Source organism: Arthrobacter sp. B0490, from assembly GCF_002929355.1.
In the GTDB taxonomy this organism is placed as follows: Bacteria; Actinomycetota; Actinomycetes; order Actinomycetales; family Micrococcaceae; genus Arthrobacter_D.
In genome coordinates this window covers 114113-139328 of the sequence record NZ_PJIR01000003.1, presented here as the reverse complement: position 1 = coordinate 139328, position 25216 = coordinate 114113, and the positions used below count along the sequence as shown (strand labels likewise).

The following is a 25216-nucleotide window of genomic DNA, read 5'->3' as shown; positions in this document are numbered from 1 at the left end:
CGTCCTCCTCCGCCCCGGAGGGCTCCCGTCGTCCCGGTCCCGGGCCGCTCCTGCGTAGAATCGCAAGCGGTGGCCGGGGTCCGTGACGCGCGTCGGCCCGCGCACGAACGGCCGTCACCGACCGTCACCGAGCATTGTCCAGTATCCGCCGAACCACCGAGGGACGTCCGTGGGCTCCAGCCACCTGCACGCCAGCGAGAGTCCGAAGCCCTCGGCCTCCGCGACGGCCACCCGGAAGCGGGCGACCCTCCTGCTCTCGGCCCTCCTCGTGCCCCTCGGTGTCATCACGCTCGCCGCGATGGTGCTGCTCTGGCCCAGCGGCGACCGGAGCTCCCTGCGCGTCGCGAACCCGTACGCCACGGCGGACGGCGTGAGCTTCGAGCGCGGGACCGTCCGCGAGGTCGCCGAGGGGGACTGCCCGTCCTCCCAGCCGACCGTCGACGCCGGCGGCGCCGCCCTGACCTGCACCATCGCCTACACGCAGCCCGCCCACGGAGGGGACGTCATCCCCGTCGAGGTCACCCCGGAGCTCGCGAGGACCGAAGCCGTCCAGGCGGGCGACGAGATCCGCTACCTCGATCTCGCCGGCGTCCTCCAGGGCGGCGCGGCGCCCTACGTCTTCGTGGACTTCGTGCGATCGGTGCCCATCGTGGCGCTCGCGCTCGGCTACGCCGTCGTGGTCGTCGCCGTCGCCCGCTGGCGCGGGCTGCGCGCCCTGCTCGGCCTCGTCGGTGCGCTCGCGGTCCTTGCGCAGTTCGTCCTGCCGGGCCTCGTCGAGGGCAGGCCGCCCCTGCTGCTCGGGCTCGTGGGCTCCGTGGTGATCATGTACGGCGTCCTCTACTTCGCGCACGGCGTCTCGGCCCGCACCTCCACCGCCCTCCTCGGGACGGTCTTCGGCCTCGGCATCACGGCCCTGCTCGCGGCCTGGGCCACGGACGCAGCCCACCTCACCGGCGTCGGGGACGAGAACGCCTACACCCTCGTCAACGCCTCGGACGAGCTGTCGATCTCCTCGATCATCCTGTGCGGGCTCATCATCTCCGGTCTCGGCGTCCTCAACGACGTGACCATCACGCAGTCCTCCTCCGTCTGGGAGCTGCACGAGCTGGCGCCCGACACGTCGGGGCGGCGGCTCTTCGCGTCCGCGATGAGGATCGGCCGCGACCACATCGCGTCCACCGTCTACACCATCGCGTTCGCCTACGCCGGGGCGGCGCTGCCCGTGCTGATCCTCGTCTCGCTCTACGACCGCGCGCTGCTCGACACCCTGACCAGCGGGGAACTCGCCGAGGAGGTGGTGCGGACGCTGGTGGGCTCGATCGGCCTCGTCCTCGCCATCCCGGTGACCACCCTCGTCGCGGTGCTCGTGGTCAAGGCCGTCGGCCCGAGGACCCACGGCGGCCGGCAGGACGACGCCGCGCCGGGCGGGGGCACGACGCCGGTGGTCCCGTCCGTCGTCGGCGCGACGCTCGCCCCGGGCGAGCGGCTCGTCGCCCTCGGCGGGCGGCGCAGCCGGCGGCCGGCCGGGGAGGACGCATGACGAACGCATGGCGGAAGGCGGGCAAGGCGGAACGCGAGCGCAGGCGCACAGCGAACAGTGCTCCAGGATTTGCGGCAGCTTGCGACAATGGAGGGGTGACCGCAGTGACGACCCTCCCCGCTCCGACCGGTGATCCCGGCACCGGCGACGCCCCGGACGCAGCCCCCGGCGCCCTCAAGCTCGACCTCCCGCCGCTGACCCTCGGTGGCATCACCGTGACCACGCCGGTGATCCTCGCGCCGATGGCGGGCATCACCAACAAGGCCTTCCGCCGCCTGTGCCGCGAGTACGGCGGCGGGCTCTACGTGTCCGAGATGGTCACCTCCCGTGCGCTCGTGGAGCGCAGCCCGGAGTCCATGCGCATCATCTCGCACGACGAGGACGAGGCGGTCCGCTCCGTGCAGCTGTACGGGGTCGACCCGAAGACCGTGGGTGCCGCGGTGCGCCTGCTCGTCGAGGAGGACCGCGCCGACCACATCGACCTGAACTTCGGCTGCCCCGTCCCGAAGGTCACCCGCAAGGGCGGGGGAGCGGCCCTGCCGTGGAAGCTCGACCTCTTCACGGGCATCGTGCAGACCGCCGTGCGCGAGGCCTCGAAGGGCGATGTCCCGCTGACCATCAAGATGCGCAAGGGCATCGACGAGGACCACCTCACCTTCCGCGAGGCCGGCAGGATCGCCCGGGACAGCGGGGTCGCCGCTGTCGCCCTCCACGGGCGTACCGCGTCCCAGTTCTACTCGGGCAAGGCCGACTGGGACGCCATCGCCGAACTGCGCGAGGCCCTCCCGGACATCCCCGTGCTCGGCAACGGCGACATCTGGAGCGCCGAGGACGCCGTGCGGATGGTCCGGCAGACCGGCGTCGACGGCGTCGTCATCGGCCGCGGGTGCCAGGGACGGCCCTGGCTCTTCGGGGACCTCATGAACGCCTTCGAGGGCAGCGCCTCCCGGTACCGGCCCGGCCTCGGGCAGGTCGCCGACACCGTCTACCGGCACGCCGAACTGCTCGTGGAGACCTTCGGCAGCGAGATGATGGGCCTCCGCGACATCCGCAAGCACATGGCCTGGTACTTCAAGGGCTACGTCGTCGGCGGGGAGCTCCGCGCCAAGCTCGCAGCCGTGCCGACCCTCGAGGTGCTCCGCGGGCTCCTCGACGAACTCGACAAGGACTCGCCCTACCCCGGGCAGGACGCCGAAGGCCCCCGCGGGCGGGCGGGCTCCCCGAAGAGGACGGCCCTGCCGGAGCACTGGCTCGAAGGCCGCGTCCTCAACGAGGCCCAGCAGGCGGACATCGCCGCCGCCGAGGTCGACGTATCCGGCGGCTGACGCGGATCCCCGTGCTTCCCGGGAACCCTCCGATCCGCCGGTCCACATCGGCGGGCGCAGGCGGGCCGACCCGCAACCGTTGCGCTAGAAAGGCACCATGAGCTTCCCCGAACCGTCCGCCACCGGCTACAGCGCCTCGGACACCGAGCGGTGGGTGGAGGAGCCGCCCAAGAGCTCGCACCGCACCGACTTCGAACGCGACCGCGCACGGGTGCTCCACTCGTCCGCGCTGCGCCGCCTCGGCGCCAAGACGCAGGTCGTCGCGCCCGACACCGACGACTTCGTCCGCACGCGCCTCACGCACTCGCTCGAGGTCGCTCAGGTGGGGCGCGAACTGGGGCGGACCCTCGGGTGCGACCCCGACATCGTGGACACCGCCTGCCTGGCCCACGACCTCGGCCACCCGCCCTTCGGCCACAACGGGGAGTCGGCGCTCAACGACATCGCGCACGGCATCGGCGGCTTCGAGGGCAACGCGCAGACCCTGCGCCTCCTGACCCGGCTCGAACCGAAGGTCCTCGCACCCGGTGGCGGCCCCGCGGGCCTCAACCTCACCCGGGCGAGCCTCGACGCCGCCTGCAAGTACCCCTGGACGGCGGCGTCGGCACCCGTGATCAGCGGCCAGCGCACCACGAAGTTCGGCGCCTACGACGACGACCGCCCCGTCTTCGACTGGCTCCGCGACGGCGCCCCCGAGGGACGCTCGTGCCTCGAGGCGCAGGTCATGGACCTCGCGGACGACATCTCCTACTCGGTGCACGACGTCGAGGACGCGATCGTCGCCGGGCACCTCCAGCTCAAGTGGATGGACAGTGCCGACGCCCGTGCCCGCGTGATCGGCTACACCCGGCAGTGGTACCTCCCCGGCAGCGACCCGGCAGCCGTCGACGCGGCCCTGGCGCGCCTCGAGAAGACCCCGGTGTGGGTCCGCGAGGCGGACGGCACGCGCCGGTCCATGGCGGCCCTCAAGAACATGACGAGCCAGCTGATCGGCCGGTTCTGCCTCAGTGCCATGCAGTCCACGCGCTCCATCTACGGGCCGGACTCCCTCACCCGCTACAACGCGGAGATGGTGGTACCCGAGGAGACCATCCTGGAGATCGCCGTCATGAAGGGCCTCGCCACCACCTACGTGATGACCACGGACCATCGCCAGCCGCTGTACGAGCGCCAGCGGGAGATCCTCGCCTCCCTCGTCGCCCAGGTCCACGCCGACGGCGACCGCTACCTCGAGCCGATGTTCGCGGCGGACTGGCGCGAGGCACCGGACGACGACGCCCGCCTGCGCGTCGTCATCGACCAGGTGGCGTCGCTCACCGACGCGTCGGCACTCGGCCTCCACGAGCGCATCGTCGGGCCCGTCCCGGCACTCTGGTAGGGCCGGGGCCTCGCGCACATCCGTCCCGGCGCCGGTCGGGGTGTCGGTGGGGCGGGCCTAAACTGGGGTCATGGCCGGACTCATCAAGCGTGAAGACATCGATGAGGTACGCCAGCGCACCGACATCAAGGAGGTCGTCGAGGCCTACGTGACCCTGAAGTCGGCGGGCATCGGCTCCTGGAAGGGCCTGTGCCCGTTCCACGACGAGCGGTCGCCGTCCTTCCATGTCCGCCCGCAGATGGGCTCCTACCACTGCTTCGGCTGCGGCGAGGGCGGCGACGTCATCTCCTTCGTGCAGAAGGTCGACCACACCACGTTCAGCGAGACCGTCGAGAAGCTCGCCGCGCGCATCGGCTTCGAACTGCACTACGAGGACGGCGGCACCGGCCCGCGCCGCGAGGACGTCGGCAAGCGGCAGCGCCTGCTCGACGCCCACAAGATCGCCGCCGAGTTCTTCCGCGACCAGCTCCTCACCCAGGGCGCCGCCACCGGGCGGCAGTTCTTGCAGGAGCGGGGCTTCGACCGCGCGGCCGCCGAACAGTTCGGCGTCGGCTACGCCCCCCAGGGCTGGGACACGCTGCTCAACCACCTCACCGGCCGCGGTTTCACGCTCGACGAGCTGAAGCTGACCGGCATGTTCAGTGCGTCGTCGAGCAACCCCGGCCGCTTCTACGACCGCTTCCGCGGACGCCTGATCTGGCCCATCCGGGACATCACCGGGGACACCGTCGGATTCGGCGCCCGGAAACTCTACGAGGACGACCAGGGGCCGAAGTACCTCAACACCCCCGAGACCTCCCTCTACAAGAAGTCCCAGGTGCTGTACGGCATCGACCTGGCCAAGCGGGAGATCGCCAGGAACCGGCAGCTCGTCGTCGTCGAGGGCTACACCGACGTCATGGCGTGCCACCTGGCCGGGGTGGGCACCGCCGTCGCGACCTGCGGCACCGCGTTCGGCACCGACCACATCAAGATCGCCCGCAGGCTCCTGTCCGACGACGGGACCGGCGGCGAGGTGATCTTCACGTTCGACGGCGACGCCGCAGGCCAGAAGGCCGCCCTGCGCGCCTTCGAGGAGGACCAGCGCTTCACTTCGCAGACGTACGTCGCCGTCGAGGCATCCGGCGCCGATCCCTGCGAGCTCCGCCAGACGCGTGGCGACGACGCGGTGCGGGAGCTCATCGCGGACCGCCGCCCCCTCTTCGAATTCGCGATCAAGGCGTCCTTCGGGAATTTCGACCTCTCCTCGGGGGAGGGGCAGGTCAAGGCGCTCCGGCACGCGGCCCCGATCGTCGCGCAGATCCGCGACGTCTCCCTGCGGTCCACCTACACCCGGGAACTCTCGCGATGGCTCGGCATGCAGTACGTCGGGGAGGACCAGGTGGCGCGTGCCGTCTCCGCTGCAGCACGCCGCGACGCGGGCGGGGCGCGGTCGGGCGGCCGGTCGCAGGGGCAGCAGGAGCAGGCGGCCCAGCAGGCGCCGGGCGGGCAGGGAGTCGCCGGAGGGGACGCGCCGACGTCTACCGAGCCGTTCTTCGAGCGCCCGGACCCCCGCGACCCGATGGCCCGGATGGAGCGCGAGGCCCTCGAGGTGGTGCTGCAGCAGCCCACGCTGCTCACCGCGGCGCAGTGGGAGAGCTTCTCCACGTCGCGCTTCACCGTCCCCGTGTACGAGGCGCTGCACAGCGCCGTCCTCGCGGCGGGAGCAGCGGGCACCGAGCTCTCACGCTGGGTCGAGTCCGTGCGCGAGGGAGTCCCGGACGTCCTCCGACCGCTCGTCAGCGAACTGGCGGTCCGTCCCCTCCCCGCGAAGGACGCCGACGCCATGGTGCTGTACTGCCGGGACATCCTGAACCGGCTCACCGAGCTCCGCATCACGCAGCAGAAGGCGGACAAGCTCGGGCAGCTCCAGCGCATGGACCCGACCGCCGACCCCGTGCTCTACAACCAGCTGCAGCGCGACCTCATGGAGCTCGAGATGCAGCGGCGGCTGCTCCGCGAGGACTAGGGCGCCCCGACCGGTGGAGCGTCGGGAGGCGATCCGGCGCCGGGGCTCCGGTAGCGGATCCCGGAGGCCTGCCGCATGGCCTCCATCGTTTCGTCGACGGTGAGCAGCACCGTCGTCTCGAACGAGCTGAGGGCGCCACCGCCGCTGATCGCCAGCGCCACCGCCGCCATCGACACGTTGTCCGGTGCCTCCCACAGGGTGTAGCCGTCATGGGTACCGAAGCCGTACCAGAAGCCGTGGAGCTTCCCGCCGACAGATTCGATGTAGGACCGGGCGGCTTCCCCGCGGTCCTCCGGGCGGGTGATCAGCCGGGCCCATGTCTCCGGGGTGTAGCTGAACTTCGACAGGTAGAGCGGCATCGACTTCCTCTTCTCCGACCGGGTCAGCGCTGACCCGGCCCAGTCTAGATCCGATGGGCCGACGAGGACCCGCCCCAATTTCACATCGCTCCCCATCGTATGTAGAGTTGATCCTGCCGCTTTCCTCCGTAGCTCAATTGGCAGAGCATTCGACTGTTAATCGAAGGGTTACTGGTTCAAGTCCAGTCGGAGGAGCCATCCTGAGCCCCTGACCCGTGGAAACACGGGTCAGGGGCTCGGTTTTTGCCCTGGAGGCCGTCGAGGACCCGCCGGGCCGACCACGCCCGCCGGACGGGCGGGTCCGATGCCCGGCCGTCATCCAGGAGACCCTCCGCCGACCGGGCCCACTGCTCGTGTCCGGGTCGTGTCAGAGGGCGGGCGTAGGCTGTGCGCATGCAGAACGACAGCTCGGACAGGCTCATCCTGGTCACCGGATCCACGGGGTACATCGGCGGCAGGCTCGTCACGAAACTCGTCGCGGACGGCCGCAGGGTCCGCGTCGTCGTCCGCTCGCCGCAGAAGCTGAAGGACGTCCCGTGGGCCTCGTCCGTCGAGATCGTGCGGGGCGACCTGCAGGACGTCGACACGATGCGCGAGGCGAGCCGGGGCGTCGACACGCTGTACTACCTCGTGCACTCGATGGGCTCGGGCAGGAACTTCGACGCCCGCGAGGCGGAGATCGCGTCGACGGTCTCCCGGGCGGCCACCGAGGCCGGCGTGCACCGCATCGTCTACCTCGGCGGACTGCACCCCGAAGGCGTCGAACTCTCCACCCACATGCGCTCCCGTACCGAGGTGGGGAGGATCCTCCTCGGCTCCGGCACGCCGACCATCGCGTTCCAGGCCGGCGTGGTCATCGGATCGGGTTCGGCGTCCTTCGAGATGATCCGGCACCTCTCCGACGTCCTGCCCGTGATGCCCGCCCCCAAATGGGTCCTCAACCACATCGAGCCCATCGCCGTGCGGGACGTCATCCACTACCTCGTGGGCGCACTCGACCTCCCGGCGGACCTGAACCGGACCTTCGACATCGGATCGCGCGAGGTGCTCACGTACGCCGAGATGATGAACCAGTACGCCGAGGCCGCCGGCCTCCCGCGCCGCCGGATCCTCGCGCTGCCGGTCCTGACGCCGCGCCTCGCCGGCCACTGGGTCAATCTGGTCACGCCCATCCCGCGCGCCATGGCCATGCCGCTCATCGAGTCGCTGCAGCACGATGCCGTGCCGTCCGAGCACGACATCGACCAGTACATCGCGATGCCGGAGGGCGGGCTGACGGGGTACCGCCGCTCCGTGGACCTCGCACTCGGCAAGATGCGCGCGGGGGAGGTGGAGACCAGCTGGGCCGGAGCGTCCCAGCTCGTCTCCGAGGCCGATCCGCTGCCCTCCGACCCCCAGTGGGCGGGACACACCGTCTTCACCGACGTCCAGACCTACAGCTCGACGGCGTCACCCGAGAAGCTGTGGAGCGTCGTCGAAGGGATCGGCGGCGAGAACGGCTGGTACTCCTGGCCCGTGGGCTGGGCCGCCCGCGGCTGGATGGACAAGCTGGCAGGGGGAGTGGGGCTGCGGCGCGGCCGGCGGGACGCGCGCGAGCTCCTGACGGGGGAGGCGCTCGACTTCTGGCGTGTCGAGGAACTCGTGCGTGGCGAGCGCCTGAGGCTCCGCGCCGAGATGAAGGTGCCCGGCCGCGCCTGGCTGGAATTCCGGGTGGAGCCGGAGGGGTCCGGCAGCTCCTACTACCAGCGCGCGGTCTTCTTCCCGCAGGGCCTGTCCGGGCGCCTCTACTGGCTCGCGGTGCTGCCGTTCCACGGGTTCATCTTCTCGGCGATGGCCCGCAACATCGCCAGGACGGCGGAGGCGCTGCCGGCCGGGTCCGAACCCGCCGCCACCTGAGCGGACCCCCGCTACTGCAGGGCGGGCACGGTCCGGGGCCGGACCACCGTCCACAGGAACACCATGCCCAGGGCGATGCAGGAGGCCATGACGAGCGCCATCGGCGTCGCGGACTCGATCCCGTCGCCGAGGACGCCGACGAGAGGGGAGACGACACCCGCCGTCCCGAAGGTCACCGCGCCGAGCAGTGAGGCGGCCGTCCCGGCCTGCGCACCGTTGTTGATGAGGGCCAGCACCTGCACGCACGGGAAGATGAAGCCCGTCGCCATGATGTAGAACCACAGCGGGACCGCCGTACCCCAGAAGCCGAGGCCCAGCTGGTCGAAGGCCACGATGAGCATCGCCATGACGAGCTGGACGACGGTCGCCGTCGCGATCACCCACTGCGGCCCCACCCGGCGGAGGATCCGCGAGCTGATCTGCACCCCCGACACGATGCCGAGGGAGTTGATGGCGAACAGCAGCCCGTACTGCTGCTCGTTCAGCCCGTAGGGGCCCTGGAAGAGGAACGGGGACGCGGACAGGTAGGAGAAGAGCCCTGAGAAGTTCATGCCGCCCACGAGCAGCACGCCGATGAAGATCCGGTCGCTCAGCACGGCGTGGTACCGCTGGGCCACGGTCAGCCCCGACTGGCGGCGCTCCTCCTTCGGCAGGGTCTCGATGATGAACAGGCTCACGGCGACGATCACCAGGATCCCGTAGCACGCGAGGAACCAGAAGATGCCCGGCCAGGGGAAGAGCAGCAGGAGCTGCGAGCCGATCACCGGCGCGAAGATCGGCGCCATGCCGTTGACGAGCGCCATGTAGGAGAGCATGCGCACGAGCGTGTAGCCCCCGAAGAGGTCGCGCACCATGGCCATCGCCACGACGCCGCCGCCTGCCGCGCCGACGCCCTGGAGCACGCGGAACAGCATGAGCGCGTTGATGTCGTCCGACGATGCGGCGCCGATCGACGCGCCGACGTGCAGGATCGTCGCCAGGATCAGCGGCAGGCGCCGCCCGATCTTGTCGCTCAGCGGACCCACGAGCAGCTGGCCGGCGGCGAAGCCGACGATCGTCCCCGTGAGGGTCAGCTGCACCGAGGCCTCCGAGACGCCGAGGTCGTCCTGCAGCGCGGGGAACGCCGGGAGGTAGAGATCGATCGTGAACGGGCCCAGGGCGGTCAGGGTGCCGAGGATGAAGACGTAGATGATCTTCTCGCGGCGTGAGAGCGTATCGCCGGGGTGGGTGAGGGTACTCAAGATGTTGCCTAACAGAGCGGGCCGGAACGGGACGGAGCGGGGGGCGGCATCGACAGCGGCGGCCCGGCGACGATGGCGGGGCGGCTCCCAACGGGCAACCGGGATCTCCAGGGAGAAATTTGGTTGCTGTGGCGAATCAATGGTCCTCCCATCCTAGAGCCCTCGTCAACCCTCCGGGCGGACGGGCAGCCGCTGAGGGGGAGGCGGAGCCCGCTGCTAAGCATGCTTCGGGTTGACGTAGGGTGAGGAGACACGGAACGAGCAGGGAGAACGGAACATGAGCGGGAACGGCACCGAAGCTGAGGCAGAGCAGTCACCGAAACACCTCGCACGGGTCATCGCCATCACCGTCGCAGCAGCCGTCGGAGGTCTCCTGTTCGGGTTCGACACCGCCGTCATCAACGGGGCGGTGGACTCCATCCAGGGCGAGTTCGACCTGAGCCCGAGCGTCCTCGGCTTCACCGTCGCCATCACCCTGCTCGGGTGCGCGGCCGGCGCCTGGTTCGCCGGCGGGTTCGCCGACCGGTGGGGCCGGAAGAAGGTCATGGTCGCGGCGGCCTTCCTGTTCGCCGTCAACTCCGCGGGATCGGCCTACGCCTTCTCCGAGTGGGACCTCATGGCCTGGCGGCTGGTCGGCGGCCTCGCCATCGGCATCGCCTCCGTCATCGTCCCCGGCTACATCGCGGAGATCGCGCCGTCGAAGTGGCGGGGCGGACTCGCCTCCGTCCAGCAGCTGGCCATCACGGTCGGCATCTTCGCCGCCCTGCTCTCGGACGCCTCGCTCGCCAACGCCGCCGGCGGCGCGGACGGCGACTTCTGGTGGGGCCTCGCCGCGTGGCGCTGGATGCTCCTGGTCGGGGTGATCCCCGCGGTCGTCTACGGGATCCTAGCCCTCATCATCCCCGAGTCCCCGCAGTTCCTCATCCGGGCGGGCCGCGACGCCGAGGCCGCACGCGTGCTCTCGCGCGTCTCCGGCGTGAGCGACACCGAGGGCAAGATCGGCCAGATCCGGGAGAGCTTCGAGCGCGAGGAGCGGGCGAGCGACCGCGACCTGCGAGGACCGGCCTTCGGACTGCAGCCCATCCTGTGGGTCGGCATGGCGATCGCCGCACTGCAGCAGCTGGTCGGGATCAACGCGATCTTCTACTACTCCACCACCCTGTGGAAGTCCGTCGGCTTCAGCGAGAGCGATTCGTTCACGACGTCGGTGATCACCTCGGTCATCAACGTTGCGATGACCTTCGTCGCCATCTTCTTCGTCGACCGCGTGGGGCGTCGCAGGCTGCTCCTCATCGGATCCGTCGGCATGGCCGTCGGCCTCCTCGCCGCGACGCTCGCCTTCCTGCAGGCCGACGGCTCCGGCGAGGAGCTCTCACTGCCCGGCGCCTGGGGGCCCGTCGCGCTCGTCGGCGCGAACCTCTTCGTCATCTTCTTCGCCGCGACCTGGGGTCCGGTCATGTGGGTGACCCTCGGCGAGATGTTCCCCAACCGCATCCGCTCGATCGCCCTCGGCGTCGCCACGATGGTGAACTGGGTGTTCAACTTCATCGTCACCCTGACCTTCCCATGGGTGAGCGAGAACCTCGGCCTCTGGATCATGTACGCGGCGTTCACGGTCTTCGCCGTCCTGTCCTTCATCTTCGTCCGCACCCGGCTCCCCGAGTTCACCGGCAAGGACCTCGAGGACAACGCAGAGCTCACCCCCGCGTGAGGATCACGGGCCGACGCCCTACCCCATCCGGGCCCCTCACGGCCCCTTCTGCCCACGGCGACCGCCGCGCGGAATCCGGGCGCGCGCCCGGTGGTAATTTTGGTTCAGCGAATGTCCAGCAACACACTCACGAATGGAGGCAGGGCCTATGAACAGCTCGGCTAGTACGCGCGGCAAGCGGTCCACGGGCTCGCTCTCGCTGTTGGGACTCATCAGGCTCCTCGCGCGGCTGACGCCGCGGCAGGTCAGCGACGAATTCTCGATCGCCGTCCAGCAGATGAAGCAGAAGGGGATCAAGGCCGGGATAGCCGCGGCCTTCCTCGTCGTCGCGCTGGTCTTCGTGCTGTTCTTCGCCGTGGCCCTCGTCGTCGCCGCCATCATGGGACTCGCGGAGGTGATGCCGGCCTGGCTGGCGGCCCTGCTGGTCGCCCTGCTCTTCCTCGTGATCGCCGGCATCCTCGCACTGATCGGCGTCTCGCGCCTCAAGAAGCAGCTGCCCCTCCTGCCCGAGGACGCGATCCGCGGCATCCGCTACGACCTCGGGGTGCTGAAGGAGGGCCGCAGCTTCGACCCTGCGACGCTCGACGTGAAGAAGCCGAAGCAGGACAAGGACGCCAAGGACGACGCCGCGAAGGACACGAAGCCGAAGGAGCCCACGCCCTCGTACGAGGAGCTGCGCGGCCGGTCCGGGGAGCGCCGCACGCACATCGCCGAGGCGAGGGATTCGCTCGGTGCCCGCGCGGACGTCAAGGCGCGTCTCGGCAAGGCCCGGCACCGCTCCGCAGGTGGACCGCAGGGTGCGTCCCCGGCGGACGGCACCAAGGGCCCGCGGGTCGCCGCGGTCGCCGTCCGGCGCGACGTCCCCCTCAACACGACCGTGGCGGACCGGTGGAAGCCCCTGAGCGTCCTCGCCGCGTCGGTGGCCGCGATGCTCGTGATGCTGCGCCGCCTCCTCAGCAAGTAGGGCCCGCGGCACGCAGGACCCGCAGTGCCGGCGGCCGTTCGTCCGTGACCCCGTTCCGCAGCCCGCTGCGGACGTTCCGGAGGAGCGGCCGTCCGCCTGCATAATGGGGTGGGGAGGTACGGGCGATGGGATCGATCAGGGCGGGAGCACGGAGCGGTAGCGAGGGTGCCGTACTCGCGACCGCGTGGACGCTGCCGAACCTCATCACGATCGTCAGGTTCCTCGGCGTCCCGCTGTTCGTCTGGTTCATCGCGCAGCAGCGGTACGGCGCCGCGGTCCTCGTCCTCGTGGTCGTCGGTTCCACCGACTGGGTGGACGGTTTCGTGGCCCGACGGTTCCACCAGGTGTCGACCGTGGGGAAGTGGCTCGACCCGCTGGCCGACCGCACCGCCATGATCGTGGTGGCCGTCGTCTTCGTGGTCAACGGCTTCACCCCCGCCTGGTTCGTGTGGGCCATCGTCGTCCCGGACATCATCCTCATCGTCAATGCGCTGGTCCTCTTCCGTGGCCCCCTGCACCTGCCCGTCGTCACCGTCGGCAAGATCCGGACCGCACTCCTGCTCGTCGGAGCGCCGCTGCTCCTGCTGCACCGGGTCGAGGGCTTCGGCCAGGACTGGATCCTCGCCGTCGCCCAGGGGCTCCTCGCCGCCGGATGCGCGCTGCACCTCGTCGCATTCACCGCCTACTTCAGGGCGGCGCACCTCAAGTACCGGCTGGAGCGGGCCGAGCAGCAGTCGTGCCGGCCCTAGCCATCGCGTTGGCGCTGCTGGGCGCCGTCTTCCTCGCGTTCGGAGCGCAGCGCCAGGGCAGCGCCGTGCGGGCCAACACCGGCGGATTGTCCCTGTCCTCATCGGGCTTCTCCCGACTGCTCGCCAACCCACGGTGGCTGTTCGGGCTGTTCCTGCTCGGGGCGGGGACCGCCCTGAACGTCGTCGCCCTGTCGCTGGCGAGCCTGACGGTCGTGCAGCCCATCGGCGCGATCGCGCTGGTGATCACCACGATCGTCAACTCGCGCGACCAGGGCATCCGGATCAACCGGCCCACCGTGGCCGCGATCACCGCCTGCGTCGCGGGCAGCGCACTCTTCGTGATCCTCGCGGTGAACGTCACCCGGGAGAACCACGCCGTCGATCCTGCCCAGGAGCTCTCGGTGGTGCTCCTGCTCGGCGCCGCGATCGTGCTCTTCGGGTCCCTGGCCGTGTTCGGCCGGCACCGCCTCAACGCCTTCGCCTACATCCTGGGCGCCGGGGTCCTCTTCGGCTTCGTCGCCGTCCTGACGAAGATCATCGCGGGCCACCTGCTCGACCCGAACGGCCGCTTCCTGCTGAACGTCCCCGTCCTGACCCTCGTCGCCCTCGTCGCCGCCGTAGCCCTCGGGTCCTGGTTCGTGCAGAGCGCCTACGCCACCGGCCCGCCGGATCTCGTCATCGCCGGCCTCACCGTCATCGACCCGATCGTGGGCATCGCGGTGGGCATCACCATCCTCGACGAACTCCAGCCCGACGTGCGGACCGTGACCGCGCTGGGCATGGGCGCGGCCGCACTCGTTGCTATTGTTGGGGTCGTCGCCCTGTCGCGCCATCACCCCGACGTGGTGAAGAGGCAGCGCTGACACGACCCGCTCCAGTTCCGTCCAGCACACCGACGTAGGGATCCACGCGTGAGCTACCCGGCTGATTCCAAGCCCCTGACCATCCTGATCGCCGCGGACACCTATCCGCCCAACGTGAACGGGGCGGCCCAGTTCGGGTACCGGCTGGCCAAGGGTATGAACGGGCGCGGGCACGACGTCCACGTCCTCGCGCCGGGCTCCGCCAACGGCAGGAGCTTCACCGAACCCGGGGGTGACTGGACGGTGCACCGCCTCCGCTCCCACAGCGTGCCGACCCACGACTACTGGCGCATCTGCTACCCGTGGGAAATCCGGCGCGACATCAGCCTGCTGTTCGACCAGGTGCAGCCCGACGTCGTCCACATCCAGTGCCACTACATGGTGGGGGAGTACACGCTGTACGAAGCCGTCCGCCGCGGCATCCGGGTGGTCGCCACCAACCACTTCATGCCCGAGAACATCAACCCCTTCCTCCCGTTCCCCGACTGGTTCAAGAAGGTCGTCGCCAGGAACTCCTGGAGGGACATGGGCAAGGTGATGGGCAAGGCGGCCGCCGTCACGACGCCCACGCCGCTCGCCGCGAAGGCCATGCGCGACCACGCCTTCCTGACCGACGTGATGCCCGTGTCCAACGGGATCGACTCCGCGGCCTACGAGGTACAGCCGGGCGAGGTCATCGAACCCTACGAGCACCCCACGGTCCTGTTCGTGGGACGCCTCGCCGAGGAGAAGCACGTGGACGTGCTCATCGACGCCGTTGCCAGGACCCCCGAGCACCTGCGCGTCCACCTCGAGATCGTCGGGGGCGGAGAGGTGAAGCCCGCCCTGCAGGCCCAGGCCGCGCGCCTCGGCATCGCCGACCGCGTCACCTTCCGCGGCCTCATCGACGACGACGAACTGCGCAGGAGCTACATCCGCGCCTCCCTGTTCTGCCAGCCGGGAACCGCCGAACTGCAGTCGCTCGTCACCCTCGAAGCCATGTCCGCCTCGACGCCCGTGCTGCTGGCCAACGCCATGGCCCTGCCGCACCTAGTGTCCGACGGCGAGAACGGCTACCTGTTCACGCCGGGCGATTCCGAGGAGCTGGGTGCCCGGATCACCCAGATCCTCGAGCTGTCGGGCGAGGACCAGCGGGCGATGGGCGCCGCCAGCCGGACGATGGTGGGCAGGCACGACATCAACACGACCCTCGAGACCTTCGAGGGCCTGTACTACGGGACCCTGTCCCCGGCGGCGGCGGCGGACGAGGACGGCGTTCACGCCGCCCCGGCAGGCAGCGGGGCGGACCGGCCGACCCGCATACAATAGGACCTGCGCCCGGCGCCCGGAGGAGCACTCCGGAGCCGGGGCGTCGGGGGAGCCACCCTCCTCGGGGCTGTAGCTCAGCTGGTTAGAGCAGCGGACTCATAATCCGTTTGTCCTGGGTTCAAGCCCCAGCAGCCCTACTTCCCGCCGATCGTCCGGACCGCGCCACCTCCTCGAGGTGGCGCGGTCCTGCTTAAGCGGCGCCTTGTCCCGGTGCGTCCCGTCCCTGCCACTGGCGCCCTAAGTTACCCGCGGGTAACATGTTGTCCTGAGCGCTGGAAGCGCCCGCCGCATGGCCCACCTGTTCGAGTGAGATTCCGGTCGCCGACGACCGGGGCGAAGGAATTCCGATGAGCAAGACGTCGATCGATGTGAACAATCTGCCCTACGCCGACGGCGACTTCCTCGCGTTCGAGGAGCTGATGTCCGACAAGGAGCGCTCCCGGCTCGAGGAGATCCGCGCCTGGCTGACCCGTGAGGTCCGTCCGAACGCTGTCGACTGGTGGAACAAGGGCGTCTTTCCCCAGGACCTCATCCCCAGGCTCGCCGAACTGGATCCCATGAGTCCCGTCCGCCGCCAGGGCTACTCGAACCTCTTCGCCGGGATCACCCACGCCGAGTTCACCCGCGCGGACACCTCCATCGCCACCTTCATGGGTGTCCACGACGGGCTCTTCACCGGGTCCATCGAGGCACTCGCCTCGAAGGAGCAGCAGGACGAGTGGCTGCCGGACATCTACGCGATGAAGAAGATCGGCGCCTTCGGCCTCACCGAGCCGCTCGGGGGCTCCGACGTCGCCGGCGGCACCCGGACCACCGCGCGTCGCGACGGCAACTCGTGGGTCCTCAACGGCGCCAAGCGCTGGATCGGCAACGCGACGTTCTCCGACTGGGTGGTCATCTTCGCGCGGGACCTCGAGGACAACCAGGTCAAGGGCTTCATGGTCGACACCGCCACGCCCGGCTTCTCGTCGACGAAGATCGAGAACAAGATCGCCCTGCGCACGGTGGAGAACGCCGACATCGTCCTCGACGACGTCGTCGTGTCCGACGACCACCACCTCAAGGGCGCGAACAGCTTCAGGGACACCAACAAGGTCCTCAAGGTCACGCGGCTCTCCGTCGGGTGGCAGGCCGTGGGCCAGCAGCTCGCCGCGTTCGACGTCGCACGCCGCTACGCGGTGGAGCGCGAGCAGTTCGGCCGGCCGATCGCGAGCTTCCAGCTCATCCAGCAGCAGCTCGTCCAGATCCTCGGCAACGCGATGAGCTCCATGGGCATGATGGTGCGCCTCTCCCAGCTCGAGGACGCGGGCAAGGCGAAGGACGAGCAGTCCGCCCTCGCCAAGGCCTTCACCACCGCCCGCATGCGCGAGAGCGTCGCGGCAGGGCGCAACATCCTCGGCGGCAACGGGATCGTGGTGGACTACGAGATGGCCAAGATCTTCTCCGACGCCGAAGCCGTCTACTCCTACGAGGGAACGCAGGAGATCAACACGCTCGTGGCCGGCAGGTCGATCACGGGGATCGCGGCCTTCGTCTAGCCCCGGTCGCCGAGCGGCAGGAGGACCGACGGGCGCCGGTCCAGGACGAACCACAGCGGGTCCACGTACTCACCGTCCACCCGCACCCCCCAGTGCAGGCATGCCGCCGGACAGTGGCGCCGCGGACCGTCGCCCCCGCCGTCGCCCCCTCCGTCGAGCGTCGCCACGACCTCGCCCCGGCCGACGCGCTGTCCCCGGACCAGCTGCGTCGTGACCGGTTCGAAGCTGCTGATCCGTCCCTCGCCGTGGTCGATCGAGAGCACACCCCGGTCCACCACCGTGCCGGCGAAGGACACCAGGCCGTCGCCAGGGCTCAGGACGGCCGGTGCCCGGCCCGCAGCGGCCCCACCGGCAGCCAGGTCCACGCCACGGTGCCCCCGCTGCCATCTCTGCGCAGGCTTCTCGAACGGACGCAGGACCGCCGGGATCGGCGCAAGCGGCCAGGCCCACTCCGGGACGAAGGCCGCCCGGGCCCGCGCGGTTCCGGTCTCCGCCCCGCCTGTCTCCGCCCCGCCTGTCTCCGGCCCACCCGCCGGCCGTCCGCCCGCCACCCGTCCACCGATGTCCGGCCCGTACGGCGGAGGTGGGCTGCTCACCGCCGTACCGCCCGAACCCGCGGCGGTCAGGAGCACGATCAGCAGCACGACCAGCAGCACCCTTCCAGGGAGACCGCGTCGGGAGGACCTGCGGCGCGTCGGGGACCGCCGGCCGGGGTGGGCCCTGTCCTCCGGGGGCGAGCGGGGCGGTGCGTGGGAAGCCATGCGGCCATCCTGCCCAACCGCCGGACCGGGCACGCAGGCGAGCGACGCCATGTGGACAACGACGGGACCAGCGAGTCCGGCGACAGCGCCGCGCCGCTCTCCGAGCGGCCGTCGCCCTGCGGGTCCGGCACTGCCGCTGTAGTACACTTGACCGAGCAGTCTGCTGCTCCCTCCTCCCCGTGCCCACGGCACGGACGCGGCCGGGATCCTCAGGCTGACTACGCGTGCCCGCGATTCAGCGTCCCCGAAAGACGCCGAAGTGCCCTCCCCACGGTCCGGTGAATTCCGGTACGGGAGGGGACGTCCGACGACGACCGGGCACCAGGACGTACCGGCCACCCCGGCCGGTACCGAGATAACCGTCAACAAGCTTCAGGCAGCGCACTGCGCCAAAGCCGAGGCTGAAGAAAGGCAGAACATGCCAGTCGTAACCATGCGCCAGCTGCTCGACAGCGGCGTCCACTTCGGTCACCAGACCCGCCGTTGGAACCCGAAGATGAAGCGCTTCATCTTCACCGAGCGCAACGGCATCTACATCATCGACCTCCAGCAGTCGCTGTCCTACATCGACCGCGCGTACGAGTTCGTCAAGGCCACCGTCGCCCACGGCGGAACCGTCCTCTTCGTCGGTACCAAGAAGCAGGCCCAGGAAGCGATCGCCGACCAGGCGACGCGCGTCGGCCAGCCCTACGTCAACCAGCGCTGGCTCGGTGGCATGCTCACCAACTTCCAGACGGTGTCCAAGCGCATCCAGCGCATGAAGGAACTCGAAGAGATCGACTTCGACGACGTCGCCGGTTCGGGCCACACCAAGAAGGAGCTCCTGCTCCTCAAGCGTGAGCTCACCAAGCTCCAGAGCAACCTCGGTGGTATCCGCAACCTGACCAAGGCCCCCTCGGTCGTGTGGGTCGTCGACACCAAGAAGGAACACCTCGCCATCGACGAGGCGAAGAAGCTGGGCATCCCCGTCGTCGCGATCCTCGACACGAACTGCGACCCCGACGAGGTCGACTTCCCGATCCCGGGCAACGACGACGCCATCCGCGCCGTCAACCTGCTCACCCGCGTCGTCGCCGATGCCGTGGCGGAGGGCCTCATCGCCCGCCACAACCGCTCGGGCAACAACGACTCCGCAGCAGCCGACGAGCCCATGGCCGAGTGGGAGCGCGAGCTCCTCCAGGGCACCTCCGACGCCGCTGCAGAAGCACCCGAGGCCGCGGCACCCGCTGCCGAGGCGGCTCCCGCCGCCGAGTCCGCTCCCGAGGTCGAGACCGCTCCCGAGGCCCCCGCGGCCGACGAGGCACCTGCAGGCCTGCAGGCTCCGATCGCCGAGGAAGTCCCCGAGGCAGTAGCTCCCGCCACGGAAGCCGCCAGCGACACCAAGTAGTTCCCAGTGCGTAAGGGGTGTGGGTGAAACCACGCCCCTTACGCATGTTCCGCGGATGTCCACCGCGGAACGCCTCCACCGCGGGCAGCGACCCGTGGATGCTCGTCCTAGATCAACATCAACTGAGGAGTTCGTATGGCAAATTTCACTGCCGCTGACATCAAGGCCCTGCGCGAGCGCACGGGCGCCGGCATGATGGACGTCAAGAAGGCCCTCGACGAAGCCAACGGCGACGCCGACAAGGCCCTGGAACTGATCCGCATCAAGGGCCTGAAGGGCGCGACGAAGCGCGAAGGCCGTTCGACCGCCGAGGGCCTCGTCGCCGCACGCGTCGAGGGGACCGTCGGCGTCATGGTCGAGGTCAACTGCGAGACCGACTTCGTCGCGAAGGCCGGCCCGTTCATCGAGTTCTCCAACAAGGTGCTCGCCGCCGCCCTCGCCTCCGGCGCTGCCGACGTCGAGAGCCTGCTCGCGTTCGAACTCGAGGGCAAGCCCGTCTCCGAACACGTCATTGAAGCCGGCGCGCTCCTCGGCGAGAAGGTCGACATCCGTCGCATCGCGCGCGTCGAGGGCCAGATCGTCGACGCCTACCTGCACAAGACCTCCAAGGACCTCCCCGCCCAGGTCGGCGTGCTGTTCGCCGTCGAGGGTGCCGGTGACGCCGCCACCGAGGCCGCACACGACGTCGCCGTGCACATCGCCGCGTACTCGCCCACCTACCTGACCCGCGAGGACGTCCCCGCCGAGCTCGTCGAGTCGGAGCGCCGCATCGCCGACGAGACCGCCCGCGCCGAGGGCAAGCCCGAGCAGGCCCTGGCGAAGATCGTCGAGGGACGCCTCACCGGCTTCTTCAAGGAGGGTGTGCTGGTCGACCAGGCATTCGCCAAGGACGCCAAGAAGTCCGTCGCCACGGTCCTCGCCGATGCCGGCGTCAAGGCCACGGCCTTCGCCCGGTTCCGCGTCGGAGCCTAGGCGCCGGCTCGGATCCACAGCAGGGGGCGGCCGCCGGCAAGGTGGCCGCCCTTTCCTGCGCCCGGGAGGCGCACCGTATCCTGTAACGGGTCCGGCAACATCCCCACCGCTCGCACCACCGGCCGTCCGCTCCGGACGGCCCCCAGTTCTACGCCCGGGAGGCACCTCATGGACACCACTTCGACTGCTGCGACGGAGGGTTCCGGCCGCCGGCGCCGGGTCCTCCTCAAGCTCTCCGGCGAAGTCTTCGGGGGCGGCAAGCTGGGCGTCGATCCCGAGACCGTCCGCTCCGTCTCGAAGCAGATCGCGGCGACCGTGGGCGACGTCGAGGTGGCCATCGTGGTCGGCGGCGGCAACTTCTTCCGCGGCGCCGAACTGTCCCAGAGCGGCATGGACCGCTCCCGCGCCGACTACATGGGCATGCTGGGCACCGTGATGAACTGCCTCGCGCTGCAGGACTTCCTCGAGCAGGCAGGCGTCGAGACCCGCGTGCAGAGCGCCATCACCATGGGGCAGGTCGCCGAGGCGTACATCCCCCGCCGCGCCATCCGCCACCTCGAGAAGGGGCGCGTGGTCATCTTCGGCGCCGGTGCCGGCCTCCCGTACTTCTCGACCGACACGGTCGCGGCCCAGCGTGCCCTGGAGGTGCACGCCGACGAGGTCCTGATGGCGAAGAGCGGCGTGGACGGCGTCTACACCGCGGACCCGCACAAGGACCCGACCGCGGAGAAGCTCGACACGCTGTCCTACGACGAGGCCCTCCGCCGCGACATCCGGGTGATGGACCAGACCGCCATGACCATGTGCAAGGACAACAACCTGACCATGGTGGTGTTCGGCATGGAGGGCGAGGGCAATGTCACCCGCGCCATCCGCGGCGAGAAGCTCGGCACCGTCGTCACCGCCTGACCGGCCTGCGAGGTCCCGCACCGGGCGGGCGGCTGCGCCCCTCCGCGCCGGGACGGCACGCCCTCGTGAACTAGGATTGAACACTGGAACGGCTGCCGGGCAGCCGACTGCGGAGCGAAGGAGACATTGTGATCGAAGAGACCTTGCTGGAAGCCACCGACAAGATGGACAAGGCCGTGGAGGTTGCAAAGGACGATTTCGCCACGGTCCGCACGGGCCGCGCGAACGCGTCCCTGTTCTCCAAGGTCGTGGTGATGTACTACGGCGCGCCGACCCCGCTGCAGCAGCTGGCGTCCTTCCAGAACCCCGAGGCCCGCACGCTGCTCATCACGCCCTTCGACCGCACGGTGCTCAACGACATCGAGCGGGCGCTGCGCGATTCCGACCTCGGCGCGAACCCGTCCAACGACGGCAACGTCATCCGGGTGGTCCTTCCCGAGCTGACGCAGGAGCGCCGCAAGGAATACGTGAAGCTCGTGAAGACGAAGGCCGAGGACGCCAAGATCTCGATCCGCAACATCCGCCGCAAGGCGAAGGACGGCATCGACAGGGCCGTCAAGGACGGCGACTCCGGCGAGGACGAGGGTTCGCGCGCCGAGAAGGAACTCGACGCACTCACGAAGTCCCGCGTGGACCTGATCGACGAGCTGCTGAAGCGCAAGGAAGCAGAGCTGCTCGAGGTCTGATGGCTGACCTCGATCCTCCCGGTGCGGACCGGACCCCCGGGTCCGACACCGGGGCAGACAATGCCCGCGGCGTCGCCGTGGCCGGCACGCCGCGGACCGCCCTGGAACCCGGCTCGCGCAGGGCGCTGCGGGCGGCGCGGGCGAGTTCCGGACTGTTCCGGCGTCGGCCCAGGAAGGCCGGGGGGGCGTCCCGTGCGGGACGCAACCTCCCGGCCGCGATCGGCGTCGGCGCCGCGCTCCTGATCCCCACCCTGGTGGGGTTGCTGTTCTTCCCGATCGTCTTCGTCGTCATCGTCACCCTCTTCGCCGTCGTCGGCGTGTGGGAGACCTGCCGGGCCCTCGAGATCCGGCGCATCCACGCGCCGCTCGCGCCCACGCTCGCCGGGACGCTGGTCCTCCCCGCCGCCGCCTACTTCGGCGGCGGCGAGGGGCTCGCCCTCGCCACCGTCCTCTCCGTGCTCGCGCTGTTCATCTGGCGCTCGGTGGACCCCGCGCCGGAGGCCGGCAAGGGCCTCATGGCCGGGACGTTCACGCTGCTGTGGGTGCCGTTCATGCTGAGCTTCGCGATGATCCTCATGCGCGTGGAGGGCGGGTTCCTCGTCATCGCGACGCTGCTGCTCCTCGTCGTCGCCAACGACACGTTCGGGTACCTCATCGGGGCGTTCTTCGGCAAGCACGCCATGGCACCGAAGATCAGCCCCAAGAAGTCCTGGGAGGGGTTCGGCGGGTCGATCGGCGGGGCGATCGTCGTCGGAGGGCTCTGCTCGGTCTTCCTGCTGGGACAGCCGCTGTGGGTCGGCCTCGTGCTCGCCGTCGCCATCGTCGCGTCCGCGACGGCCGGGGACCTGGCGGAGTCGATGATCAAGCGGGAGCTGGGGGTGAAGGACATGGGCACCCTCCTGCCCGGCCACGGCGGGGTGATGGACCGCCTCGACTCGATCGTCTTCGCCTCCCCGGTGGCGTACCTGCTGTCCGCTACATTGGTTCCGGGGTTGCTGTAACCGCAGGTCAGAGGGCACCCCGGAGCCGCCGGCTCCCACAGGTCTCACGAGGGTTCCATCAGAAGGACGAATACGATGCATGTGGCACGCCCGGGCAGTTCCCCGTTCGCGCGCGTCGGGCGCACCGAGCTCGGCTACAACACCCGTCAGGTGGACCGGTTCCTGACGAAGGCCCGCGGGTACTACAACGCGGACAGCCCCGCCAGGGACACCATCACCAGCAAGGACGTCCGCGCCATGGCATTCGACCCGGCCAAGGGCGGCTACGAGCCCCAGGCCGTGGATGCGGCGCTGGACCGGCTCGAGGACGTCTTCGCGCTCCGGGAACGCGACCACCTGATCCGGACGCAGGGCGAGGACGCCTGGCTGCGGCAGATCGGCCGCGCGGCCGCCGTCCTCCGCAACCGCCTCCACCGTCCCGCCGGGGAGCGCTTCCGGCGCCCCACGAAGCAGGACGCCCCCAGCTACGACGTCGAAGACGTCGACCGGCTGTGCGACGAGCTCCTGCGCTATCTCGAGCACGAGGTCCCCATGAGCGTCGACATCGTCCGCCGCGCCGTGTTCCGGGAGGCGCGGGGGGCCGCCGGGTACGAGGAGAACCAGGTCGACGTCTTCCTCGACAGCGTCGTGGAACTCATGGCGGGCATCGACTGACCCGCTGACCCGCTGACCCGCTGACCCGCTGACGCGCCCGCCCCCGGGCAGGCTCCGTCCCCGCGGGGGCTACCGCGGCTCGGGCGTGTGCAGCCGCGCGAGCACGCGTGACGTCGACGCGGGCCGTCGCCCCGCCGTCGCCCGCGAGACCAGCACCATGGTGAGGAACGCCGTCGGGACGGTCCACAGGGCCGGCTGGCCGAGCCAGACCCAGCGTTCGCCCGCGCCCGCGCCGAGCGCCGCCGTCATGGCGATCGAGCCCCCGCACGAGACCGCGCCGGCGAGCATCCCCGCGATGGCGCCCGCGTCGGTCAGTCCCCGCCACCAGATCCCGAGCAGCAGCAGCGGGCAGATCGTGGAGGCCGTGAAGGCGAAGACGGAGCCCACGCTCCCGGCCAGCGCGAGGCTGTCGGTCAGCAGGGCGAGGACGAGGGGGACCACCGCGGACAGCAGCGCCGCCGTCCGGAAGCCCCGCACGCTGCCCTGGAAGAACTCCTGGCTGACCACGCCGGCGAGGGACACCACGAGGCCGCTCGTCGTCGAGAGGAACGCGGCGAACGCGCCGGCCGTCACCAGGGCCGACAGCAGGTCACCCGCGGTGCCCCCCAGGATGCGCCCGGGCAGGAGGAGGACCGTCGCGTCGGCTGCCCCCGCCGCCGCGAGTTCGGGGGTATGGATGCGTCCGAGGATCCCGTACACCGTGGGGAACAGGTAGAACACGGACAGCAGGCCGAGGACGATCAGAGTGGTCCGGCGGGCCGACGCACCATCCGGGTTCGTGTAGAAGCGGACCAGGACGTGGGGGAGTCCGAGCGTCCCGAACAGCAGCGCGATGACGAGCGAGATGGTGCCGTAGAGCGAGGCGTCGGCCGTCGTGTCGAGGTCCGCGGTGAACGCGCTGCCGCCCGCGGTGATCGGCCCGCCGGTGTCACCGAGGTGGAAGAGCATGAAGGCCACGGGGACGGCGAGGGCCGTCAGCTTCAGCCAGTACTGGAACGCCTGCACGAACGTGATGGAGCGCATGCCCCCGGTGACCACGCTGAGGCACACGACGACGACGACGGCGAGCGGCCCGGCCCACGAGGGCAGGCCCGTGGTGATGCGCACGGTCAGGGCCGCGCCGTGCAGCTGGGGCACGATGTACAGCCAGCCGATGACGACGACGAGCAGACTGGTCACGCGGCGTACGAGGAGGGAGTCGAGCCGGGCCTGGGCGAAGTCCGGGATGGTGTACGCCCCGGACCGGCGCAGGGGGGCGGCGACGAACAGGAGCAGCATGAGGTAGCCGGCCGTGTAGCCGATGGGGAACCACAGGGCGTCGACGCCGGAGATGAGGACGAGCCCGGCGATGCCGAGGAAACTCGCCGCGGACAGGTACTCGCCCCCGATGGCCGACGCGTTCCACCACGGGCGCACCGTGCGGGACGCCACGTAGAAGTCCCCCGTGGTCCTCGAGATGCGCAGGCCGTAGATACCGATGAGCACCGTGCTGAGCGCCACGAGGAGAAGGGCGGTGTAGCCGATGGCGGGGCTGAGCCGCAGGAGGTCGCCGTCGAGCACGTCAGTCATCGACGAGGTCCTGGAAGCGCCGCTCGTTGCGGGTGGCACTGCGCACGTAGAGGACGGCGCACCCGATGACGAGGGGGTAGACGCCGAGGCCGAGCAGCAGCCACGGCACCGGCACGGTGAGGACGGTCACACCGTCGATGTCGGGGAACAGCGCGAGCAGCACGGGTATGCCGATGAGGATGACCAGGAAGCCGCCCGCGACGACGAGGGCCAGGCGAAGCTGCGACCGGATCAGCGAGGCCACGAACAGCTGGCCCACCTCGGACTGCTCGGCCATCTCGCGGGCGACGGGGAAGGATGCACCGGTCGCGCGGGCGGCCGTCCTCGGCGCCGTGACGCGCACGCGGCGCGGTACGGGCTGATCGTCCACGCCCTGGTCCACGCCCTGGTCCACGGG

At 70.2% G+C, this 25216-nt stretch carries 22 protein-coding genes and 2 tRNA genes; 19 read left to right on the top strand and 5 right to left on the bottom strand.

The window, feature by feature from the left end:
* The first annotated feature begins 169 nt into the window (after positions 1-169).
* The 4 genes from CXQ97_RS06235 to dnaG all read left to right on the top strand — a co-directional run bounded on the left by CXQ97_RS06235 (position 170) and on the right by dnaG (position 6251).
* Entirely contained in the window at positions 170-1540 is a 1371-nt protein-coding gene (locus tag CXQ97_RS06235) for a YibE/F family protein (RefSeq protein ID WP_258062345.1), read from the top strand.
* Between the two features lie 194 nt (positions 1541-1734).
* Complete coding sequence (gene dusB, locus CXQ97_RS06230; protein ID WP_258062417.1) at positions 1735-2865, top strand: tRNA dihydrouridine synthase DusB; 1131 nt, start codon at positions 1735-1737, stop codon at positions 2863-2865.
* 97 nt (positions 2866-2962) lie between these two features.
* Positions 2963-4243, top strand: coding sequence for a deoxyguanosinetriphosphate triphosphohydrolase (locus CXQ97_RS06225; RefSeq protein ID WP_104179991.1), 1281 nt, complete (start codon positions 2963-2965; stop codon positions 4241-4243).
* A gap of 70 nt (positions 4244-4313) precedes the next feature.
* Positions 4314-6251, top strand: a complete 1938-nt coding sequence (dnaG, locus tag CXQ97_RS06220; protein ID WP_104179990.1) for a DNA primase — start codon at positions 4314-4316, stop codon at positions 6249-6251.
* Here dnaG and CXQ97_RS06215 read toward each other — a convergent pair.
* Positions 6248-6610: a GYD domain-containing protein gene (locus CXQ97_RS06215; RefSeq protein ID WP_104179989.1), complete on the bottom strand. Its 363-nt coding sequence runs from the start codon at positions 6608-6610 to the stop codon at positions 6248-6250. The two genes, dnaG and CXQ97_RS06215, sit on opposite strands and share 4 nt — an antisense overlap.
* Positions 6611-6732: 122 nt before the next feature.
* Here CXQ97_RS06215 and CXQ97_RS06210 point away from each other — a divergent pair.
* A tRNA-Asn gene (locus CXQ97_RS06210) sits at positions 6733-6808 on the top strand.
* A gap of 195 nt (positions 6809-7003) precedes the next feature.
* Positions 7004-8506: an SDR family oxidoreductase gene (locus tag CXQ97_RS06205; RefSeq protein ID WP_104179988.1), complete on the top strand. Its 1503-nt coding sequence runs from the start codon at positions 7004-7006 to the stop codon at positions 8504-8506.
* An 11-nt stretch (positions 8507-8517) separates the two neighbouring features.
* Here CXQ97_RS06205 and CXQ97_RS06200 read toward each other — a convergent pair whose 3' ends face one another.
* A complete protein-coding gene (locus tag CXQ97_RS06200; RefSeq protein WP_104179987.1) occupies positions 8518-9747 on the bottom strand; it encodes a multidrug effflux MFS transporter in 1230 nt (409 codons plus the stop codon).
* 277 nt (positions 9748-10024) lie between these two features.
* Between CXQ97_RS06200 and CXQ97_RS06195 the strand changes: the two genes are divergently transcribed.
* The 7 genes from CXQ97_RS06195 to CXQ97_RS06165 all read left to right on the top strand — a co-directional run bounded on the left by CXQ97_RS06195 (position 10025) and on the right by CXQ97_RS06165 (position 16880).
* Positions 10025-11458 carry a sugar porter family MFS transporter gene (locus CXQ97_RS06195; protein ID WP_104179986.1) on the top strand — a complete coding sequence of 478 codons (1434 nt, stop codon included), beginning with the start codon at positions 10025-10027 and terminating at the stop codon, positions 11456-11458.
* Between the two features lie 148 nt (positions 11459-11606).
* A complete protein-coding gene (locus CXQ97_RS06190) occupies positions 11607-12422 on the top strand; it encodes a phage holin family protein (protein WP_104179985.1) in 816 nt (271 codons plus the stop codon).
* A 125-nt stretch (positions 12423-12547) separates the two neighbouring features.
* Complete coding sequence (locus tag CXQ97_RS06185; RefSeq protein ID WP_104179984.1) at positions 12548-13171, top strand: CDP-alcohol phosphatidyltransferase family protein; 624 nt, start codon at positions 12548-12550, stop codon at positions 13169-13171.
* The gene (locus CXQ97_RS06180) at positions 13159-14034 is read left to right on the top strand and encodes a DMT family transporter (RefSeq protein ID WP_104179983.1); all 876 of its coding nucleotides are present in this window, start codon (positions 13159-13161) and stop codon (positions 14032-14034) included. The genes CXQ97_RS06185 and CXQ97_RS06180 overlap by 13 nt, the downstream gene beginning before the upstream one ends.
* A gap of 48 nt (positions 14035-14082) precedes the next feature.
* Positions 14083-15342 carry a glycosyltransferase gene (locus CXQ97_RS06175; RefSeq protein ID WP_104179982.1) on the top strand — a complete coding sequence of 420 codons (1260 nt, stop codon included), beginning with the start codon at positions 14083-14085 and terminating at the stop codon, positions 15340-15342.
* A 63-nt stretch (positions 15343-15405) separates the two neighbouring features.
* A tRNA-Ile gene (locus tag CXQ97_RS06170) sits at positions 15406-15479 on the top strand.
* Between the two features lie 210 nt (positions 15480-15689).
* Positions 15690-16880 (top strand): acyl-CoA dehydrogenase family protein, encoded by a 1191-nt coding sequence (locus CXQ97_RS06165; protein WP_104179981.1) that lies wholly within the window; start codon positions 15690-15692, stop codon positions 16878-16880.
* On the opposite strand, the gene CXQ97_RS06160 is transcribed toward CXQ97_RS06165, so the two are convergent.
* Positions 16877-17641 carry a M23 family metallopeptidase gene (locus tag CXQ97_RS06160; RefSeq protein WP_104179980.1) on the bottom strand — a complete coding sequence of 255 codons (765 nt, stop codon included), beginning with the start codon at positions 17639-17641 and terminating at the stop codon, positions 16877-16879. The genes CXQ97_RS06165 and CXQ97_RS06160 overlap by 4 nt on opposite strands.
* A 418-nt stretch (positions 17642-18059) precedes the next feature.
* On the opposite strand from CXQ97_RS06160, the gene rpsB reads away from it, so the two are divergent.
* The 6 genes from rpsB (at position 18060) to CXQ97_RS06130 (ending at position 23250) form a co-directional block, all read left to right on the top strand.
* Positions 18060-19028, top strand: coding sequence for a 30S ribosomal protein S2 (gene rpsB / locus CXQ97_RS06155; RefSeq protein ID WP_104179979.1), 969 nt, complete (start codon positions 18060-18062; stop codon positions 19026-19028).
* 135 nt (positions 19029-19163) lie between these two features.
* On the top strand, positions 19164-20000 hold the full coding sequence (tsf, locus tag CXQ97_RS06150; protein WP_104179978.1) for a translation elongation factor Ts: 837 nt from the start codon (positions 19164-19166) through the stop codon (positions 19998-20000).
* Positions 20001-20168: 168 nt separating this feature from the next.
* Positions 20169-20909, top strand: a complete 741-nt coding sequence (gene pyrH / locus CXQ97_RS06145) for a UMP kinase (RefSeq protein WP_104179977.1) — start codon at positions 20169-20171, stop codon at positions 20907-20909.
* Between the two features lie 128 nt (positions 20910-21037).
* The gene (gene frr / locus CXQ97_RS06140) at positions 21038-21595 is read left to right on the top strand and encodes a ribosome recycling factor (RefSeq protein WP_104179976.1); all 558 of its coding nucleotides are present in this window, start codon (positions 21038-21040) and stop codon (positions 21593-21595) included.
* Positions 21595-22596 (top strand): phosphatidate cytidylyltransferase, encoded by a 1002-nt coding sequence (locus CXQ97_RS06135; protein ID WP_104179975.1) that lies wholly within the window; start codon positions 21595-21597, stop codon positions 22594-22596. Before frr ends, CXQ97_RS06135 begins: the two co-directional genes overlap by 1 nt.
* Positions 22597-22671: 75 nt before the next feature.
* Positions 22672-23250, top strand: a complete 579-nt coding sequence (locus tag CXQ97_RS06130; protein WP_104179974.1) for a DivIVA domain-containing protein — start codon at positions 22672-22674, stop codon at positions 23248-23250.
* A 69-nt stretch (positions 23251-23319) separates the two neighbouring features.
* Here the strand turns inward: CXQ97_RS06130 and CXQ97_RS06125 are convergent, their stop codons facing one another.
* Together CXQ97_RS06125 and CXQ97_RS06120 are read right to left on the bottom strand one after the other, a co-directional pair.
* A complete protein-coding gene (locus CXQ97_RS06125) occupies positions 23320-24819 on the bottom strand; it encodes a cation acetate symporter (protein WP_104179973.1) in 1500 nt (499 codons plus the stop codon).
* The gene (locus CXQ97_RS06120; RefSeq protein WP_258062341.1) at positions 24812-25213 is read right to left on the bottom strand and encodes a DUF485 domain-containing protein; all 402 of its coding nucleotides are present in this window, start codon (positions 25211-25213) and stop codon (positions 24812-24814) included. The genes CXQ97_RS06125 and CXQ97_RS06120 overlap by 8 nt, the downstream gene beginning before the upstream one ends.
* Between the last annotated feature and the right edge of the window lie 3 nt (positions 25214-25216).

Bases quoted from the DNA above. Each gene is read 5' to 3' on its own strand.
- CXQ97_RS06225 (WP_104179991.1), top strand. From the start codon at position 2,963: ATGAGCTTCCCCGAACCGTCCGCCACCGGCTACAGCGCCTCGGACACC.
- dnaG (WP_104179990.1), top strand. From the start codon at position 4,314: ATGGCCGGACTCATCAAGCGTGAAGACATCGATGAGGTACGCCAGCGC.
- CXQ97_RS06215 (WP_104179989.1), bottom strand. From the start codon at position 6,610: ATGCCGCTCTACCTGTCGAAGTTCAGCTACACCCCGGAGACATGGGCC.
- CXQ97_RS06205 (WP_104179988.1), top strand. From the start codon at position 7,004: ATGCAGAACGACAGCTCGGACAGGCTCATCCTGGTCACCGGATCCACG.
- CXQ97_RS06195 (WP_104179986.1), top strand. From the start codon at position 10,025: ATGAGCGGGAACGGCACCGAAGCTGAGGCAGAGCAGTCACCGAAACAC.
- CXQ97_RS06190 (WP_104179985.1), top strand. From the start codon at position 11,607: ATGAACAGCTCGGCTAGTACGCGCGGCAAGCGGTCCACGGGCTCGCTC.
- CXQ97_RS06185 (WP_104179984.1), top strand. From the start codon at position 12,548: ATGGGATCGATCAGGGCGGGAGCACGGAGCGGTAGCGAGGGTGCCGTA.
- CXQ97_RS06165 (WP_104179981.1), top strand. From the start codon at position 15,690: ATGAGCAAGACGTCGATCGATGTGAACAATCTGCCCTACGCCGACGGC.
- CXQ97_RS06160 (WP_104179980.1), bottom strand. From the start codon at position 17,641: ATGGCTTCCCACGCACCGCCCCGCTCGCCCCCGGAGGACAGGGCCCAC.
- rpsB (WP_104179979.1), top strand. From the start codon at position 18,060: ATGCCAGTCGTAACCATGCGCCAGCTGCTCGACAGCGGCGTCCACTTC.
- tsf (WP_104179978.1), top strand. From the start codon at position 19,164: ATGGCAAATTTCACTGCCGCTGACATCAAGGCCCTGCGCGAGCGCACG.
- pyrH (WP_104179977.1), top strand. From the start codon at position 20,169: ATGGACACCACTTCGACTGCTGCGACGGAGGGTTCCGGCCGCCGGCGC.
- CXQ97_RS06135 (WP_104179975.1), top strand. From the start codon at position 21,595: ATGGCTGACCTCGATCCTCCCGGTGCGGACCGGACCCCCGGGTCCGAC.
- CXQ97_RS06130 (WP_104179974.1), top strand. From the start codon at position 22,672: ATGCATGTGGCACGCCCGGGCAGTTCCCCGTTCGCGCGCGTCGGGCGC.
- CXQ97_RS06125 (WP_104179973.1), bottom strand. From the start codon at position 24,819: ATGACTGACGTGCTCGACGGCGACCTCCTGCGGCTCAGCCCCGCCATC.